The organism is Zhouia amylolytica, from assembly GCF_900116365.1.
Taxonomy (GTDB): Bacteria; Bacteroidota; Bacteroidia; order Flavobacteriales; family Flavobacteriaceae; genus Zhouia; species Zhouia amylolytica.
This window is the reverse complement of sequence record NZ_FPAG01000001.1, coordinates 255,886-272,593: the sequence shown is the minus strand read 5'-3', so window position 1 is coordinate 272,593 and position 16,708 is coordinate 255,886. Positions and strand designations below refer to the sequence as shown.

Genomic DNA, 16,708 nt, shown 5'->3' with positions numbered 1-16,708 from the left:
AATGAAAAAAACAGTTTTTCATATCAGTAAAATGGATTGTCCTTCTGAGGAAAACCTCATACGAATGAAATTAGACGGTTTTTCAGCAATTAAAAATCTTGATTTTAATATTTCGGAAAGAACACTGACTGTTTTTCATGAAGGACAATTGAATAGTATAGAAGAAGCTTTAGAAGCATTGAACCTGGGAGCCAAAAAAACAACTTCAGAGGAAACCAATCAAACTACCTTTCAAGAAGCATCACATCAGAAAAAACTGCTTTGGAGTGTGTTGGCTATTAACTTCGTTTTTTTTCTGATTGAAATCACTACCGGACTCATTTCTAAATCGATGGGGCTGGTAGCCGATAGTCTCGATATGCTTGCCGATTCATTTGTATATGGAATTAGTTTGTTTGCCGTAGGAGGTTCGATGATTCGAAAGAAGAGAATAGCAAAACTCGCAGGATATTTTCAAATAACATTGGCACTCATCGGTTTTATTGAGGTCCTTAGACGATTTTTTGGAGCAGAGCGTCTTCCTGACTTCACCACCATGATTATTGTTTCCATTTTTGCACTTATCGCTAATGGAATTTGCCTGTATCTATTGCAAAAATCTAAAAGCAAGGATGAGGCGCATATGAAGGCCAGTATGATTTTCACCTCCAATGATGTAATAATTAACTTGGGTGTTATCGTTGCCGGATTACTAGTAAACTGGCTGCATTCCAACAAACCCGATCTTATTATTGGTAGTATCGTTTTTGTGTTAGTGATACAGGGAGCCATCCGAATACTGAGACTGGGAAAATAAATACATCCTGGCCACCACATCAGAACGGATCCAAAGCAAAGCTTATCCACAAAGACGGTTTAGTAAGGAATGAATCTTATTTTTGGTTCGTTTTTGCATGAATAACTGGCTTTTGGTCCAACAGAAGAGGTTGAAAGAAATTCCATTTTAAATTCTAAAACGACAAATACCCCAAATGAATCTTAAAATTAAATAGAAAGTTTTTTCTTAATATTTCTTTTACTATTTTTGATAGAGACCGGCACTCCCCCTACAATAAAAGTAATTTACCTCGTTCAACTGTTAAGGATGACCAAAGTGTCCAGAAACCTAATAACAATAGTGTTATTATGAATGAATTAATAACCACCCTTGGAAGTTCAGAAATTAGAGAAAGCGAAATTCTAATTCAGAACTATCCTTTCGAACCTTCAGTTGCCTACCCGGGCCGAACTTTTATAGCCTCTGAAATTGAAGGTGTCGTACTCGATTTTGGAAACCCAAAACTCCATGTTACAGGAGATATCGTTTTTGTTGCAGCTAAATATAAAAACGAATTAAAAGCCTTTGCTAAAAAGAATCAAATTTCAATTTTACCTTACAGTTGGAATTGGGACTGGGTATTAGAGCCGTTTTTAGATACTGAATTTTCCAAAGCAGATCAAAGGAAAACCATAGAACAATTGCTTAAAAATGGGTTAAGAGAAAATGAAATAATGGAACTTCGTCAAGAAGTTGGTAATCAGATGATAGCCTATAATTTTAACACATTACTTTGGGAGTGGGTGGGTCTTAGTTTATTTGATGTGCTTTCTGCAATGAAGGCTAAATATGCCAAGGCAAAGTATAGGGATTTTTATCAAAGAGCTTTAGAAATAGAAAAAAGAAGCACAAATCATCCCGGCAGGACATAGCCCCGGAATCTTTGCTGAGTTGCAGTCGAAGTAAGGTTTGATTCATTCAAAATCCCTCAAAAAGAAAAAATAGATGCAGAAGTTAAAAAAACAAGGTGTTTGAGGTTTAAGATATCTTGTATTTGCTTTTAGAAAAGGCATTTTACACTTCTGAAGCCTAAGATAACCAAAGAATAATTATTACGATCACAGAGTCATGTCGATTGCCGGGGAGACGTCTAAAAATAATAAAAAGGCTTGAATACACTTTTTCAAGCGGGAATGATTGAAAAATTAGTACCACTCATTCGGATGGGCTAACAATAAACCTTGCATGGTGTAATATTGTACAAAACCACTATTCAAACCATGAGTTTACCCGCCGACACTTGTGCTACAGTCTTGGAAGAATATATATTCGAACAAATTTGTAAAGGGCTTGAACAAATAGCTATAAATGAAAAAGACAGTATATATGCATATTCGCTGTATTGCTACGACGCTTTTGCAGATCCTCTGAGAGCAAACCTTACCCTGGGGTACAACACAATAGAGCATTATCGATCCGAAATGGATGCGGCTTATAATGATAAAGAACCTGAAACCTTTTTTGATTTTATTAATACCCCACATGATGATATGGAGGCCAAATGGAATTATGCCTTTTGGCTGCAAAACGATATAGTTTCAATAGGTACAGCAGATGATAAAAAGGGAAAGGAGCTCATCACAAATTGGATAAAAGAACAGGGATTCTATTATACCGAAGAAGAGTCGTGGAAAAATTTTGAGGCCTGTATGGAAAAGGCAAGAGCTGTTACGAAGCAATTCCTAAAGATTCTCGTTAAAGTGGTTCAGCGATTGCACCAAAAATTTAATTTAAAAGTTCCAATCCTTATTCATCAGTTAGAATCTTTCGAGGGAATCACAGAATATAACATTGAAGCCAACGGGAAATCCCTGGTAAAAGAGTATTTAGATACCTATGGAGAATATGAGCAGGAATTATATGCCCATATGCTATACAGCTTTTTGGATATTATCGATGGAATTCAGGAAAGTATAGTCGATTCGATTTATGCCTACTCCCTTTTGATTAAACATGAAAATAATGATCCAAGGCGACCGACCTTAACTATTGGGTATAATACTAAATCCAATTATCTGAATCAGATAAAGAATACCCGAAATTGTCAAGAAGCAAAATGGAATCACAACTACTGGTTACACGATAATATTGGTGAAATAGGCAGTGTTAATGATGTTCGGGGAAGAGATTTGATCGAAAAATGGTCTAGATATGAAGCGTTGTTCTATACCTATGAAGAGTATTATCAGGGGAGTATGGAATGCCTTGAAAAGGGAAAAAAAATCACTGATAATTTTATTAAAACTGTAAAAAATGCCATCGAAGGGATGCTGAGTATCCATCGACTGAATAAACCAATGATTATGTATACAGACCAAAACCAGGTAACGCTGATCAATGATTCTTTAGAAGCCGAGGGTGAACAATTGGTTTTGGAGTTTAGAAAATGGGTTTCAAAAAGGAATCAGTAATATTTGAAACATCAGGCTTATGTAAACTGGTTTCATTCGTTCGGATGGAACACTTTTTAACCCGGGTCCCCCTAATATTGTGTGTAAATCAAATCTTTAAAAAATAATTTAATCATGGAACAAATACCCGCAAGTCCAAGCGAAGCTTCGCAATTAGCAGTATCAAGTAAGCAACTTTCAGCATATGGATATTATGTCTTGTCAGACGGACTCTTTTATGCTATTGAGCCGTATTCAATCAAAATGGAATTTGGTTTTAATAAGTTAGGAGGCCTTAAATATGCTCCAGCTTCCAGCGATTTTAAAATTGTTGTTTTCCGTCCGGATTGGTACTATGAACACACTTCATTTTTTGCTCAGGATCTCGATATAGTTAACCACGATTATACAAAACGTATTGAGCCTAAAATTGTACAGGTTGCAGAACATGTATACGAATTGGAATTTCCGGCCCTAGAGAAAGGACAGTTATTGGTGATACGAGATTATAATAATTTATATGGGATTGGTATTGGAAGTATCTCTGATGCTTTAATTGAGTTATTTAATACTACCAAAGCTCCACCACATGCTGTAATTGATAATCTTAAAAAAGCGTTGAAGTCCTTTCCTGATAATTTAGTTATACAGGCATTAAAAGGAGTATGGGAGTATAAGGTTTTAGAAGAAAAAACCGAAAAGGTTTGGAATGCGGTTCAGGAAAAACTTCAGAACTACAAGGGCCGGGAAGATCGTGAAGGGAAACTGGTATTGGCCGATGATGTGCTGCATGAAATTCAATACTATTTGTCACTGGCGGATAATACCCCACGTAAAGTTGAGGCTGAAGCCCTGATTGCAGAAATAGAATCTTATAAAAGCAACAAGCCTCAGGTCGAAAAGCAAGAGCTTCCTGATATATCACAACTGGCAGAACATGTAGTGTGCTACTCAGGAGATACATTTACCTTAACGATGGTAGATGTAGGAGAAGAGGTGTTACTTCGATTTAAAGGAATTCCAAATGAATATGATAATGTGGTGATCCGTCATAAAAAGCAAATTCAAAATGAAGCCACAGGAGCATTTATCCTGCAAACAGACGAGATAAATGGTGAAAATTGGAATACCTTCTGTTATGAGAATGATGGTTGGGGCGGTTTATACACCTATGTTTATCCACCTCAGATAAATAATCAGGTGTATATACAAGAAGGAGGAATAACTGAAGATACCCCATTGAAACTATATAAAGATTATAGCAAACAATAAATGCTTGAATCCAATTAAGTTGTGAATTGGCAATAAAGAGGAGTGATCTGGACTTTTGTACATAATTGCTCCTTTTTCATATGCTTTAATGGTTAACAACTAAAGGTTAAGCCATATGGATAGCAATGGAGACATCCAAAACATGATAATTCTTCAAAAAAAATAACAATTATATAGATTCCTCCGCTTCGGTCAGAATGATTTTTTAAGAAGTCAATCATTTCAACCCAACTTTGTACCTTTACGTTTTAAACCGTAAAAATGAAAGTACTTCATATCGATAGCAATCACCCGCTACTTATAGAACAATTAAAAGCTTTAGGTTTTCGTAATGATGAAGATTATATATCTTCGAAAGAAGCTATAGAGGCTAAAATAAGCGAATATGACGGGTTGGTTATTAGAAGTCGTTTCCCAATAGATAAACAATTCATAGACAAGGCAGTAAACCTTAAGTTTATCGGAAGAGTGGGTGCCGGACTCGAAAATATAGATTGCGATTATGCAGAAAGTAAAAACATTAAGCTAATTGCGGCCCCTGAAGGAAATCGAAATGCGGTTGGTGAACATGCCTTGGGGATGTTACTTTCCTTAATGAATCATTTTAAAAGAGCCGATAAAGAAGTGTCTAATGGTTTCTGGAAAAGAGAAGAAAATCGGGGGGTAGAACTCGATGGTAAAACCGTTGGTATCATTGGCTACGGAAATATGGGAAAGGCGTTTGCAAAAAAGCTACTCGGATTTGACGTTGAGGTGATCTGTTATGATATCCTGAATGGTGTCGGTGATGCCAATGCCAAACAAGTTTCATTAGCTGAATTCCACCAAAAGGTAGATGTGGTAAGTCTTCATACCCCTCAAACACCACAAACCCTGGCAATGATAAATAAATCGTTTATCGATGCCTTTGCAAAACCTTTTTGGTTCATTAATACAGCCCGGGGAAAAAGCGTAGTAACAGCCGATTTGGTTGCTGCACTGAAAACAGGTAAAATTATTGCCGCCGGACTTGACGTTTTGGAATATGAAAAAGCTTCTTTTGAAGATATGTTCGTTGGTAATACCATGCCTGAGCCTTTTCAATACCTGATACAGGCTGATAACGTTATTTTAACGCCTCATATAGCGGGTTGGACCCTGGAAAGTAAAGAAAAGCTCGCACAAACCATTGTAGATAAAATCAAAGCACATTTTTCTTAACTTTAAAGAATAAACAGGTAATCAGCACTCCGTCGGGATAAACCGAAGAGAAACCCTATCGTTAGTATCAAAGTGATGAAAGAAGCTTCGAGTCATCTCGTCCATCGATGTATGGAGTAAACCTGTAATGAGGAGTCGTGAATGGAAAGGCTTTGTTTTAGATTGAAATAGTATAAAAGCCTTGCCTTTTGAACCTTTGAAAATGGAATATTAGTTGTTTATCTATATTTTTTATGCAATACAAAGCCACTACCATTCAGGAATATATAGAGCAGTTACCGGAAGACCGAAAAGGAGCCATTCAAAAACTTTTGGGAATAATTCGTAGTCATATCCCACCAGGTTTTGAAGAAACTCTCAGTTATGGAATGATAGGTTTTGTAGTGCCTCATAGTTTGTATGCTCACGGTTATCATTGCGAACCCAAACTACCACTCCCATTTGTTAATCTCGCTTCTCAAAAAAATTATATAGCACTCTATCATAGTGGGATTTATGCTGACAAAAATTTATATGAATGGTTTGTAGTTGAGTATCCGAAACATGCAACATCAAAGCTAGATATGGGTAAAAGCTGTATCCGATTTAAAAAAATGAGCGATATACCCTATGACTTGATTGGCGATTTAATGACCAAAATGACTCCACAGCAATGGATAGCACTTTATGAAAAAAATGTAAAACGATAACGAATGAAAAAAAGGGTAACAGGTATCGGAGGTTTCTTTTTTAAAGCAGACGATCCGGATAATTTAAAGGACTGGTATAAAAAACGCTTAGGAATCCCAACAGATCAGTATGGTTGGTCTTTTAAATGGAGAAAGGATGATGATCCCGAACAAAGAGCTTTAACCCAGTGGAGTCCATTTGATGCATCCACCGATTACTTTAAACCGAGTCAAAAGCAATTTATGTTTAACTTCAGAGTTGAGAATTTAGAAGAACTTCTGGAAGTGTTAAAAGAAGAAGGAGTTACGGTAATTGGCAGTATAGAGAAATATAGCTACGGGAAGTTTGGCTGGATCTTAGATCCGGAAGGTAATAAAATAGAGCTGTGGGAGCCCGTTGACGAAGAACTATTGTAACTTGTAAAAAAATTACTAATTTTAATTAGCATATTACCCTTAATTCATTTCAAGAGGGACTATTTATTATTCTAACATATTAACGCCACAAAGCGGTGTCAAAACACCTAAGATGGTGCAAACATTAATTATATACAATCATGAGTGAAGAGCACAAAGACTTCGGAGAAAAAGCAAAAGAATTTGCCCACGAAGCAAAAGAAGAAGCCAAAGAAACAGCCAAAGAATTTAAAGAAGGAGCCAAAGAAACATTAGGCGGACCTGAAAATAAAAAATTACTTGCCGGTATTTTAGCCATTGTCCTGGGAGGGTTTGGTGTTCATAAGTTCATTTTGGGATACAATAAAGAAGGAATTATCATGCTTGTTGTTACCTTAATTCTGGGGGCAATTACCTGTGGTGTTTTAGGTGGCGTTGTTTGGATTATCGGTCTGATAGAAGGAATCGTTTATTTGACCAAATCAGATGAAGATTTTTATCAAACGTATCAGGTAGGTAAAAAACCGTGGTTCTAATAAAAATCACTGAATAAAGACTTTTAATATTAAAGAAAACTGCTTATCAATAGTTCTGTTCGCTTCAGGGTCTATGAGACCATAGACCTTTTATAATATGAAGGAGAACTGTTTGGTGAAGGAGACGGAGTTGAAGAGGCGTATGTATATAGGCCTCCTTTTAAGAGGTTGTTTTCTGATCAGCATTAATAATCAACAATGGGTTTTACCAAAAGAGTTATTCATACCATAGAGCAAAATGAGTTGGCAAAAGTATTCAAAGCCTTAAGTCATCCTGCCAGAGTTGCTATTATGGAATTTATCAGCGAGAATCCGGGCTGTATTTGTGCCGAAATGGTACAAGATATGGAACTCGCTCAATCTACCATTTCTCAACATTTAAACGAATTAAAAGCTGCAGACCTGCTTGAAGGAGAAGTAAAAGGAAAAAAAATGTGTTATACCATTAATTTTGATAAATGGTATGAAACCAAGCAAGCTATCAATGATTATTTTATGAGAACCTCCAAATAAAGGAGAGCGCTAAATAGCAACAAAAAGTATACTGAAGATTTGTTATGTCAGATGACAATAATAAAACTTTATTCCGGGGAGGATCCGTTCATAAACTTACGTTCAAGCTCTTCCTGAAACTCTTCCATAACCGGTTTTACAGTACTCTCTGGCAAATCGGCAATACGTATATACATCAAGCCATCCACCGAATTATTAAATAACGGGTCAACATTAAAAGCTACTACTTTAGCATTTTGTTTAATGTATTTCTTAATCAATACAGGTAATCGGAGGTTGCCGGGTTCTACCTCATCAATAAAGCGATCAAATTTATTCAGATCGGCCTCAGTTTCATCAAAAACAAAGTCTTTGTCCGCATCTTTAAGCTTTACCTTAAACTCTTTCTTCGGACGAACATACTGTGCAACATAAGGATCCCAGTAATGCGACTTCATGAATTCGATCATTAGCGATTTGGAAAAACTCGTAAATTGATCACTGATACTTACCCCGCCAATAAGATATTTGTGCTCAGGATGTCGTAAAGTAGTATGAACGATACCCTTCCATAATAAAAATAAGGGCATTGGTTTTTGTTGGTATTCCTTGATGATAAAAGCACGACCCATTTCAATCGATTCGCTCATCATTTTAAATAATTCAGGTTCAAATCGAAAAAGATCCTGTAAATAGAAACCGTCAATCCCATATTTTTCAAAAATTTGAGAACCCAATCCCATGCGATAAGCCCCCACGACCTCTTTGGCCTCATCATCCCAAAGAAACAAATGATGATAAAACGCGTCGAAATGATCCAGATCAATAGGTTGATTGGTGCCTTCACCAACTGCGCGGAAGGTAATTTCTCTTAACCTTCCCAGTTCCTGGAGGATATTCGGTATATCTTGAGCTGCCGCTAAAAAGATCTCATAATTTTTACTGGTAAAAAGTCTGCAATCTTTCTGTCGGATGCTTTCAATTTCTTCAATAATAATTTCCCGATCGATAGGAGTGATGATCGCCTTAGGTGACTTGGGTAGTTTTAAACTGGTTGGCACCATCTTTAATAGACTTTCCCGCTCATACGAGTTTGAAAGCATATAGGTTTTTCGGCGTAGGAATTCTGTGAATTCACCCAGGTCTGAATGTTCCTTTTGAGCATCTACAGAAATAGGACGTCCAATTCGTACTTTGATAACCCTGTTTTTTTGGGTTAACAGTTCCGATGGGAGTTTGGCAGTCCTGAAGGTGTCATTCATTTTCGATAGTCGATAAAAAAGACGACTGTTTTTTGCATGAAAATAAATAGGTACTACAGGTACCTCCGCTTTTTTGATCAATTTCATAGCGGCTTCTTCCCACGGTTTGTCTACGATAAGTTTGCCATCGCGATACGTCGACACCTCCCCCGCTGGAAATATACCTAAGGGTTTGCCTTCTTGAAGATGTTTGAGTGATTGCTTAAACCCGGCAATACTACTTTTCGCATCTTTGTGATCCTCAAAAGGATTCACGGGCATGATATAAGGCTTCAACGGAGCAATGCGATGTAATAAAAAATTAGCAATAATTTTAAAGTCCGTACGCTTCTCCAACATTAACTTTAATAATAAAATACCATCAATTCCTCCTAAAGGATGATTTGAAATGGTAATAAAAGCGCCATCTTTCGGCAGTCGTTTAAAATCTTCTTCCGGAATTTCAAACTTAATCTGAAACTCATCTAATATGGAATTGAGAAAATCGAGATCACTCTTGTCTTTGTTGTTAGAGTAGATCTTATTGAGGGTAGATATTTTAAGGGCTTTCATAAGTAACCAACCCACAAAGGTTCCTAAGAAACCATACTTGTCGAATTTTATAACTTTCGAAACTTCTTTTGCCGTAACTAAGCCCATTAGTAATTTTGTTTAACAAACAAACTTACATAAAAAATCGTCATCTAAAATTAAATAATTTTGGATGACGATCCTATTGGTTTGTAATCAGTGGTTTCTGAATTATTATTTTACCACCAGCTGTACGGTTTTTTGTGTACGTTGTTCCAACAACACTTCTCGTCCGTTTTGTAACGAAGCGATGGCCTCATCGTTAAAATGTCTTATGGTATAAAGCGAAACATCTTCATAATGCGTAACCTTGAATTTTGAACGCAAGGTTTGCAGCAGTTGTTCCAGCTTATTGAACTTATTATCCACACACACCGAAAAACTAATGGCAGAGTTCTGAATGAGGTCTACCTTCATTCTGGAGTCAGCTAATAATTTGAATATCTCACTAATATTATCCTCTACAATAAATGAGAAGTCAAGTGAAGATAACCTGATGAGCGTCTGATTTGTTTTTAAAATAAAACAAGGAGTTTCCGGCTCTATACCTTTTCCTTTGGTCACTGTGGTTCCCGCTTCTTTCGGATGTACAAAAGACTTAACGTGTAAAGGAATCTCTTTACGTTGTAAAGGCTGTAAGGTTTTCGGGTGTATTACCGAGGCTCCATAAAAGGCAAGCTCAATAGCCTCCCTGTAAGATATTTTGTTCAACAAAGCAGTCTTTTCAAAATACCTAGGATCCGCATTAAGAACACCTGGTACATCTTTCCAGATGGTAACCGAAGAAGCATTTAAACAATACGCAAGGATGGCAGCGGTGTAATCCGAACCTTCACGCCCTAGTGTGGTGGTGAAGTTATTTTCATCACTTCCTAAGAACCCTTGGGTAATATTTAGAGACTTTCGATTTACATTTTCGTTAATACTTTCCTGGGTAAGTTCCCATCTAACACCGGCATCTCTGTAGCTGCTATCCGTTTTAATAAGGGTGCGGACATCTACCCAGTTATTCTTGATGCCAATTTCATTTAAATATGCACTAACAATGGTTGTAGAGATTAATTCACCATATCCCACTACCTGATCGTATACAAAGCTATATTTGGGAGACTTGTTCCATGCCAGAAAACCTTTTACCTCCTCGAACAGCGTCTGAACCTTTTTGAATACCGGATGTTTTTCATTCTCGAAAAGATCAAACAAAATAGTATTGTGAAACTTAACGACTTCCTGAATAGATTCCTGAAGTTCCTGCTTGTTTTCAAAGTAATTCTTAACCACAACCTCCATGGCATTAGTGGTTTTTCCCATTGCAGAAATAACAACCATGGTATCGTCATAACCAACGGTTTTTAATACTTCTACGACATTTTTCACTCCATCGGCATCCTTTACCGATGCACCTCCAAACTTGAAAATTCTCATATTTAATGCTGTTCAATAAAGTTTTTAATCGCTTGTTCGTTCATTTGAACGGTATCCCAATCTCTCATCACATCGGCACCATTCTTTTCGTAAAATGTAATGGCAGGTTCATTCCAGTCCAGTACAGCCCATTCAATACGCTTAACACCTTTTTGATGTCCGTATTTAATCACTTCGGTAAAAAGAGCAGACCCTAACCCGGTTCCTCTCATTTTTTCGCTTACAATGAGATCTTCCAAATGAACGGTTTTACCTTTCCATGTTGAATAGCGCTGGTAGACCAAAGCCATGCCAACAATTTTGCCGTTAACTTCCGCCACGAAACAATGAAATGCCGGATGGGCACCAAAACCATCTTCGATCAGATCTTCTACAGTCACCTCAACAGCATTGGGCTCCTTTTCAAAATCTGCCAATTCCTGTATCAGTTCCCGAACGGAACACATGTCCTCTTTATGTGCTTGTCTTATTGTATAATCCATAACTGTTACAAAATTCACAAATAGTTAAATAATACACAAATTGATTTTAGCGAAAACGTTGTAGTTTCACAAAAATATCGATATTTGTTGTTCAAAACACAACTATATTAAACATGGCTAAACAAAACCAGACGCTCGGTGAATTTATCATCGAGAAACAAGCTGAATTTAAATATTCTTCTGGCGAACTTTCCAAATTAATTAATGCTATTCGACTGGCTGCTAAAGTAGTAAATCATGAAGTTAATAAGGCAGGATTGGTTGATATTTTAGGTACAGCAGGAGAAACCAATGTACAGGGAGAGCAACAACAAAAATTAGACGTCCTGGCAAATGATGCTTTTATCCGAACCTTAACCAACAGGGAGATCGTTTGTGGTATTGCATCAGAGGAAGAAGATACCTTTATCAGTATCAATAGTTCCGATAAAAACCACCAGAATAAATACGTGGTGTTGATCGATCCACTCGACGGTTCCAGTAATATTGACGTAAATGTATCTGTCGGAACAATCTTTTCCATATACAGGAGGGTTACCCCTGTAGGAACCCCTGTTACAGAGGAGGATTTTTTACAACCCGGTAAGAACCAGGTAGCTGCAGGTTATGTGATCTACGGAACTTCTACCATGTTGGTATATACTACAGGCCACGGGGTAAACGGATTTACATTGAACCCTGCAATCGGAACCTTTTACCTGTCACATCCCAACATGACCTACCCTGAAAATGGAAGGATATATTCTATCAATGAAGGGAATTATGTGCATTTTCCACAGGGAGTAAAAGATTATATTAAATATTGCCAGGCAGAGGAAGAAGACCGTCCTTACACCTCTAGGTATATAGGGTCTCTTGTTTCCGATTTTCATAGAAATATGATAAAAGGTGGGATTTTCATCTACCCTAAAAGCTCGAAAGCTACCGATGGAAAACTCAGGTTGCTTTACGAGTGTAATCCGATGGCCTTTCTGGCTGAACAAGCCAATGCAAAGGCTAGTGATGGATTTCGACGTATATTGGATATAGAGCCTACAGAACTTCATCAGCGCGTCCCATTTTTCTGCGGAAGTAAAAGAATGGTAGAAAAGGCAGAAGCATTTATGCAACGCTAAAAAATTATAGAATAAAAAAAGCGGCTTTAATTAAAGCCGCTTTTTTTATCTATATATGAATGAATTATCTGTTCATGTGCTTGATCTCTTCCTTGAAAGTCTCAAGGTCAACACCAAGATTTAATAAATACATCGCTTTCTTTACGATAAACTCAGCATTAGCAGCAGTAAAACCTAATCCAATGGCTAAACGAATCATAATTCTCATTTCATCATCATCAGCAATATGATCCACATATACCATACGTCCGATATCATATAAACGTTCTAAACGAGCATCGTATAAAACCGGAGGATTAATTTGGTATGCAGTAGGGTTTTCTAAAACTGCATTAAAATCTTCTTCAGAAATGTCTAGGTTGCTCGCTAAACGATCTAAAAAAGCTCTTTCTTCCTCATTAATAGTTCCGTCAGTCATAGCTACGCGAACTATCGAGGCAAAATGATCGCGGTTACGCTCTCTAAAACCGCTTGAATATAAATCTGAAATCGACATTTTTTTTATAAAATTTTGGTTCGACAAATATAATCAAACCTTTAGGGATTTGAAATATCCGTTTCAATAAAATTTATCGGTCGGCGATATTGATTAAAACGAATCTATTCATAATCTTACAGATGCTTTTCAAATAGCGCCTTTAAAGCGTCATTGGATTGACCTAAACTGATTTTAGTTTTCACAACCGTTCCTTGTTTGTCTACCAGTGTATAATGCGGGATACCCGAAATATTAAATTTGGCTGCCAGATAATTCCATTCATCCTCAGATACCCGATAATGCTCCCCTTTAATCTCCGGAATCATATTATTCCAAGTGGTTTTCGGTGAAGTGTGGTTCGTGATGTAGACAAAGGCAATGTCCTTGTCTTTTAACTCTTCCTTTAGTGGTTTTATACGCTTAATGCCTGATCTGCAGGGTGCACACCAGGTTGCCCAAAAGTCAACATAGACCACTTTTCCTTGGTATTTAGATATAATGGCTTCAAAAATTTTATCGGCTTCGGTAGTCGGAGTGTCATGAACTGTATAGCCTTGATTGTTTTGGTTGGCTGCTATTTTAACCTTGGTGCGCTCGTTTTCATAGCTTAGATATTTCTTTAAATAGGGATCGTGAATTTTCCCTGAGTAATTCTGTAAGGATATATCAGAAATTGGCGTCAACTCTTCGTTTATCGGACCAGATATGGTCTGCATGGTCAACAGATCTTCCATCCAGGTGCTTTTATCCTTGAAGAAGTTGTGGAATTGTTTTATGTATTCTTGTTTGAGAAGGTCCATTGCATATGCCCTCCGGTGTTCTTGGTATTTGTTGTAAAACGCTTCTTTGCCTTTGTTTAGTTGTTCATCTTGATGATATTGCGTCAGTTTACGTTGCTCTTCCTGGTTTAATAAATTCCTGGATGCTTTTTGTATAGCAATTTCTTCTTCTGAAAATGTGACGCCAGCTTCTTTAGCATAGATTAAATAGCTGTCTGTTTTTAGGCTCTTGAATAGATCTTCATGTTTATCTTTAGGTGTTTTTTGAATTAAGGCAGTTAGTTTGTTGCGATACTTTTTTAGGATTTCTTCATTAGACTGATTAAAATCTTCTCGCTTTTTTAATGCGATCGCATTCTCTTTTTTATAAGCTTTTTCCAATTCTAATAACTCCTTTTCATCTTCAGTGAGTTCAATCCCCTTGTTTTTTAATATGGCAGCAAGTTCTATAATTTCCGGGTGTTGGATCATTATTCTTTTTCCGCCTCTTATTCCATTCGAGAATCGTATGCGGTTTAAAAAGCTGGAATAGCTACCGGCTACGGCAGCAAGTTTATTATTGTAGATTTCAGGATTTAAAAAGTCGAGGTACGTGCTATCTATTTTCGGTGCGTTTTTATCCCTTCTGTACATGTCGTAACTCAAGATGTTTTCATAGAGTCCGTAGGAAAGATTTAAGCGTGCTACTTGTTTTGCTTTATTACTTATAAAGCGTTCATCCAATATACTGTCCAACATTTCAGCTTGCGATTGATAAATAGCAATACATTTTTCCTTATAAATATCCGGCGTGTAATTCTGAATATTTTCAACCAATTGGTAATACTGTCTGTTGCCCTGTCTTAGCTTGTGCAGGCTGGATAAATCGGTGTTGAGTTGAGCGCAATCACCGGCAAAAAAGCCTTCGTCCTCCTTGTTTGAATTGATAAGTTGCCAGGTTTCTTTTCCAGGGGCCACACGAATACTTGAAGAGTGTTCCGGGAATCGTACATAGATTTCCTGAGGATAGTAAAGAGGAAATTTAATGGTAAAACTCCCGTCATCTTTAATTTTTACCAGGAACGGTTCCTGATTTCCGGTAAAAACATTGTTGACATAAATTATCCCGGTTTTTTTGTCTGTTTTATTGTTGTATCCCTTGATAATGCCCGAGTAAGTAGCTGAATCTATAGTGAATAAGTTCTCTTCTGTATAAGGGAGATCGTGGGGTGGTTTGTAACCTCCGTCGTTGGTTTTTGTCAAACTGCAAATGGTTAATTCTTTTTTGGAAGGGCCGAATGAAACCGTATGATCTTTATTTACTTTGGCATAAACCATTTTCTCAGCGCCATTATTTTGGAAAGTGATAACAAACCATTTTCCTTTTTTCTTAACCGATTTATAGTCCCATTTAGCTTTATCAATTATAGCATGATTGTAGTAGAAACTGTGTGACCATAAATTGCTTCCATCTGTCTTTAGCCAATTGCCTCTGAGTGTCTTTGGAAATGTAGAAGATATAAAGGCATCCAGATCATCAATGCGCTCGTTAGGATATTCTTTTTTTGCTTTATAGAGGTCGCCATACTTCCCGTTGAAACCAATTTGTAAAAACCCATCCGACCAGTTTTTTAAATAAAAGAGCCAATATTCGTCCTTGTTTTTAGCTACAAACCTGTATTGCGCCTTATCACCTGAATCTAAAAGGACAGCTTCTTCAATGCTGTATGTTTTGTCTTTGAATTTTAGTTGATCTGAAGTTATGTTGAATTCCAAATGATTTTTTAGATCCGTGGTATACCATTCACCTTTAATCATGTCCGGTATTTCGGCTTTCGATATATAGGTACCTCCCTTGGGAGTTTTAGCTTTAATATAGGTGTTAATAGTGTTGTTTTCTTTTTTTATTTCTATGGTATCCCTGGATCGGATATGTAATTGAACAGTGATCGTATTATTGTTGATGTCCTTACCGGAAATTTGATAGTGGTCCTTTTCAGGATTTTCAATAGTAGTATACATGAATGCTTTATATTCCGATTCTATAAAACCGGGGTGGATCAGAAAGCCGTCAAAGCGATGGTTGTTCCCTGTATGATGCCATTCGCCAAAGACATGATCGGGTAACACGGAAGTGGCTTTTTCTTGACCGTTTACTGGAGTTATAAAGGATAAAAAGAGAAATAAGTTAATGGTGGCTAATTTTAATAATGGTGTTTTCATAAGATGGTAATACTAATTCATAGAATATTTATATATATTCCGGATGAGTGGTTCTAATTGAATGCTAGTTAGATATGTTTATAATCAACTCCTCTAATTGATAAAATGAGGTCTCCATCCTCTCGATCCTCCTTAAATAAGAATGTTTTTCTTTTGTTTTTACTTTCTTGAAATTCCAGGGATAAAAATGTCTTAAGATTTAGCATCTCGTTCACCTTCAGTTCTTTAGTAAGTACCCACTTTCCTTTGTATGTGTTGGTGCGATTTCTCGAATCTAGCACGTGAATGGTTGCCGTATAATCTTCTTTGAGTTCAAATCCTTTTAAGGATATGTTATCTGGATTAAGGTTCGTTGTAGCCCAGGAACCGATTAACTCCGATGGGTTTACCGATGGAACATCTTCCTTGTTGGTTTGCTCATTGGATTGACAAGAAGTCAATAAAATTAAGGTAATAAGGAATGAAAAAGTTTTCATAACGTGTTTTTACGATTGATGAATGAAAGCTAAAATAAATTATTTACTATACGGTGCATCATAAAACGTACCAGTTTTATAAGATTAATGTTAAATTATATTGACTTATGAATTTTTGGATGTAAAATTCTTTTACAGAAGCTGGCAA

Annotated in this window: 16 protein-coding genes; 10 read left to right on the top strand and 6 right to left on the bottom strand. The window is 36.8% G+C overall.

Features of this window, described 5'->3' with window-relative positions; genetic code table 11:
* The first annotated feature begins 1 nt into the window (after position 1).
* The 9 genes from BM361_RS01150 (at position 2) to BM361_RS01110 (ending at position 7,792) form a co-directional block, all read left to right on the top strand.
* Positions 2–796 (top strand): cation efflux transmembrane domain-containing protein, encoded by a 795-nt coding sequence (locus tag BM361_RS01150; RefSeq protein ID WP_074976371.1) that lies wholly within the window; start codon positions 2–4, stop codon positions 794–796.
* A gap of 329 nt (positions 797–1,125) precedes the next feature.
* Positions 1,126–1,689 carry a hypothetical protein gene (locus BM361_RS01145; protein WP_074976369.1) on the top strand — a complete coding sequence of 188 codons (564 nt, stop codon included), beginning with the start codon at positions 1,126–1,128 and terminating at the stop codon, positions 1,687–1,689.
* Between the two features lie 348 nt (positions 1,690–2,037).
* Positions 2,038–3,228 carry a hypothetical protein gene (locus BM361_RS01140; protein WP_074976368.1) on the top strand — a complete coding sequence of 397 codons (1,191 nt, stop codon included), beginning with the start codon at positions 2,038–2,040 and terminating at the stop codon, positions 3,226–3,228.
* A gap of 114 nt (positions 3,229–3,342) precedes the next feature.
* Positions 3,343–4,479 (top strand): hypothetical protein, encoded by a 1,137-nt coding sequence (locus tag BM361_RS01135; protein WP_074976366.1) that lies wholly within the window; start codon positions 3,343–3,345, stop codon positions 4,477–4,479.
* Positions 4,480–4,740: 261 nt separating this feature from the next.
* Positions 4,741–5,679, top strand: coding sequence for a 2-hydroxyacid dehydrogenase (locus tag BM361_RS01130; RefSeq protein WP_074976364.1), 939 nt, complete (start codon positions 4,741–4,743; stop codon positions 5,677–5,679).
* A 233-nt stretch (positions 5,680–5,912) separates the two neighbouring features.
* Positions 5,913–6,368 (top strand): DUF1801 domain-containing protein, encoded by a 456-nt coding sequence (locus BM361_RS01125; RefSeq protein ID WP_074976363.1) that lies wholly within the window; start codon positions 5,913–5,915, stop codon positions 6,366–6,368.
* Between the two features lie 3 nt (positions 6,369–6,371).
* On the top strand, positions 6,372–6,764 hold the full coding sequence (locus tag BM361_RS01120; RefSeq protein ID WP_074976361.1) for a VOC family protein: 393 nt from the start codon (positions 6,372–6,374) through the stop codon (positions 6,762–6,764).
* Positions 6,765–6,904: 140 nt separating this feature from the next.
* Entirely contained in the window at positions 6,905–7,279 is a 375-nt protein-coding gene (locus BM361_RS01115) for a TM2 domain-containing protein (protein ID WP_038268634.1), read from the top strand.
* Positions 7,280–7,477: 198 nt separating this feature from the next.
* On the top strand, positions 7,478–7,792 hold the full coding sequence (locus BM361_RS01110; RefSeq protein WP_038268635.1) for an ArsR/SmtB family transcription factor: 315 nt from the start codon (positions 7,478–7,480) through the stop codon (positions 7,790–7,792).
* Between the two features lie 68 nt (positions 7,793–7,860).
* Here the strand turns inward: BM361_RS01110 and BM361_RS01105 are convergent, their stop codons facing one another.
* The 3 genes from BM361_RS01105 to BM361_RS01095 all read right to left on the bottom strand — a co-directional run bounded on the left by BM361_RS01105 (position 7,861) and on the right by BM361_RS01095 (position 11,510).
* Positions 7,861–9,672 (bottom strand): GNAT family N-acyltransferase, encoded by a 1,812-nt coding sequence (locus tag BM361_RS01105; protein WP_074976360.1) that lies wholly within the window; start codon positions 9,670–9,672, stop codon positions 7,861–7,863.
* Positions 9,673–9,777: 105 nt separating this feature from the next.
* Complete coding sequence (locus tag BM361_RS01100; protein WP_074976358.1) at positions 9,778–11,028, bottom strand: aspartate kinase; 1,251 nt, start codon at positions 11,026–11,028, stop codon at positions 9,778–9,780.
* Positions 11,029–11,030: 2 nt separating this feature from the next.
* Entirely contained in the window at positions 11,031–11,510 is a 480-nt protein-coding gene (locus BM361_RS01095; RefSeq protein ID WP_074976356.1) for a GNAT family N-acetyltransferase, read from the bottom strand.
* 113 nt (positions 11,511–11,623) lie between these two features.
* Between BM361_RS01095 and fbp the strand changes: the two genes are divergently transcribed.
* Positions 11,624–12,625, top strand: a complete 1,002-nt coding sequence (fbp, locus tag BM361_RS01090) for a class 1 fructose-bisphosphatase (RefSeq protein WP_038268641.1) — start codon at positions 11,624–11,626, stop codon at positions 12,623–12,625.
* A gap of 64 nt (positions 12,626–12,689) precedes the next feature.
* Here fbp and BM361_RS01085 read toward each other — a convergent pair whose 3' ends face one another.
* From BM361_RS01085 to BM361_RS01075, 3 genes are all read right to left on the bottom strand, one after another.
* Complete coding sequence (locus BM361_RS01085) at positions 12,690–13,121, bottom strand: tellurite resistance TerB family protein (RefSeq protein WP_038268710.1); 432 nt, start codon at positions 13,119–13,121, stop codon at positions 12,690–12,692.
* Positions 13,122–13,237: 116 nt separating this feature from the next.
* The gene (locus BM361_RS01080) at positions 13,238–16,084 is read right to left on the bottom strand and encodes a TlpA family protein disulfide reductase (RefSeq protein ID WP_074976355.1); all 2,847 of its coding nucleotides are present in this window, start codon (positions 16,082–16,084) and stop codon (positions 13,238–13,240) included.
* A 68-nt stretch (positions 16,085–16,152) separates the two neighbouring features.
* A complete protein-coding gene (locus BM361_RS01075; protein WP_074976353.1) occupies positions 16,153–16,560 on the bottom strand; it encodes a hypothetical protein in 408 nt (135 codons plus the stop codon).
* Between the last annotated feature and the right edge of the window lie 148 nt (positions 16,561–16,708).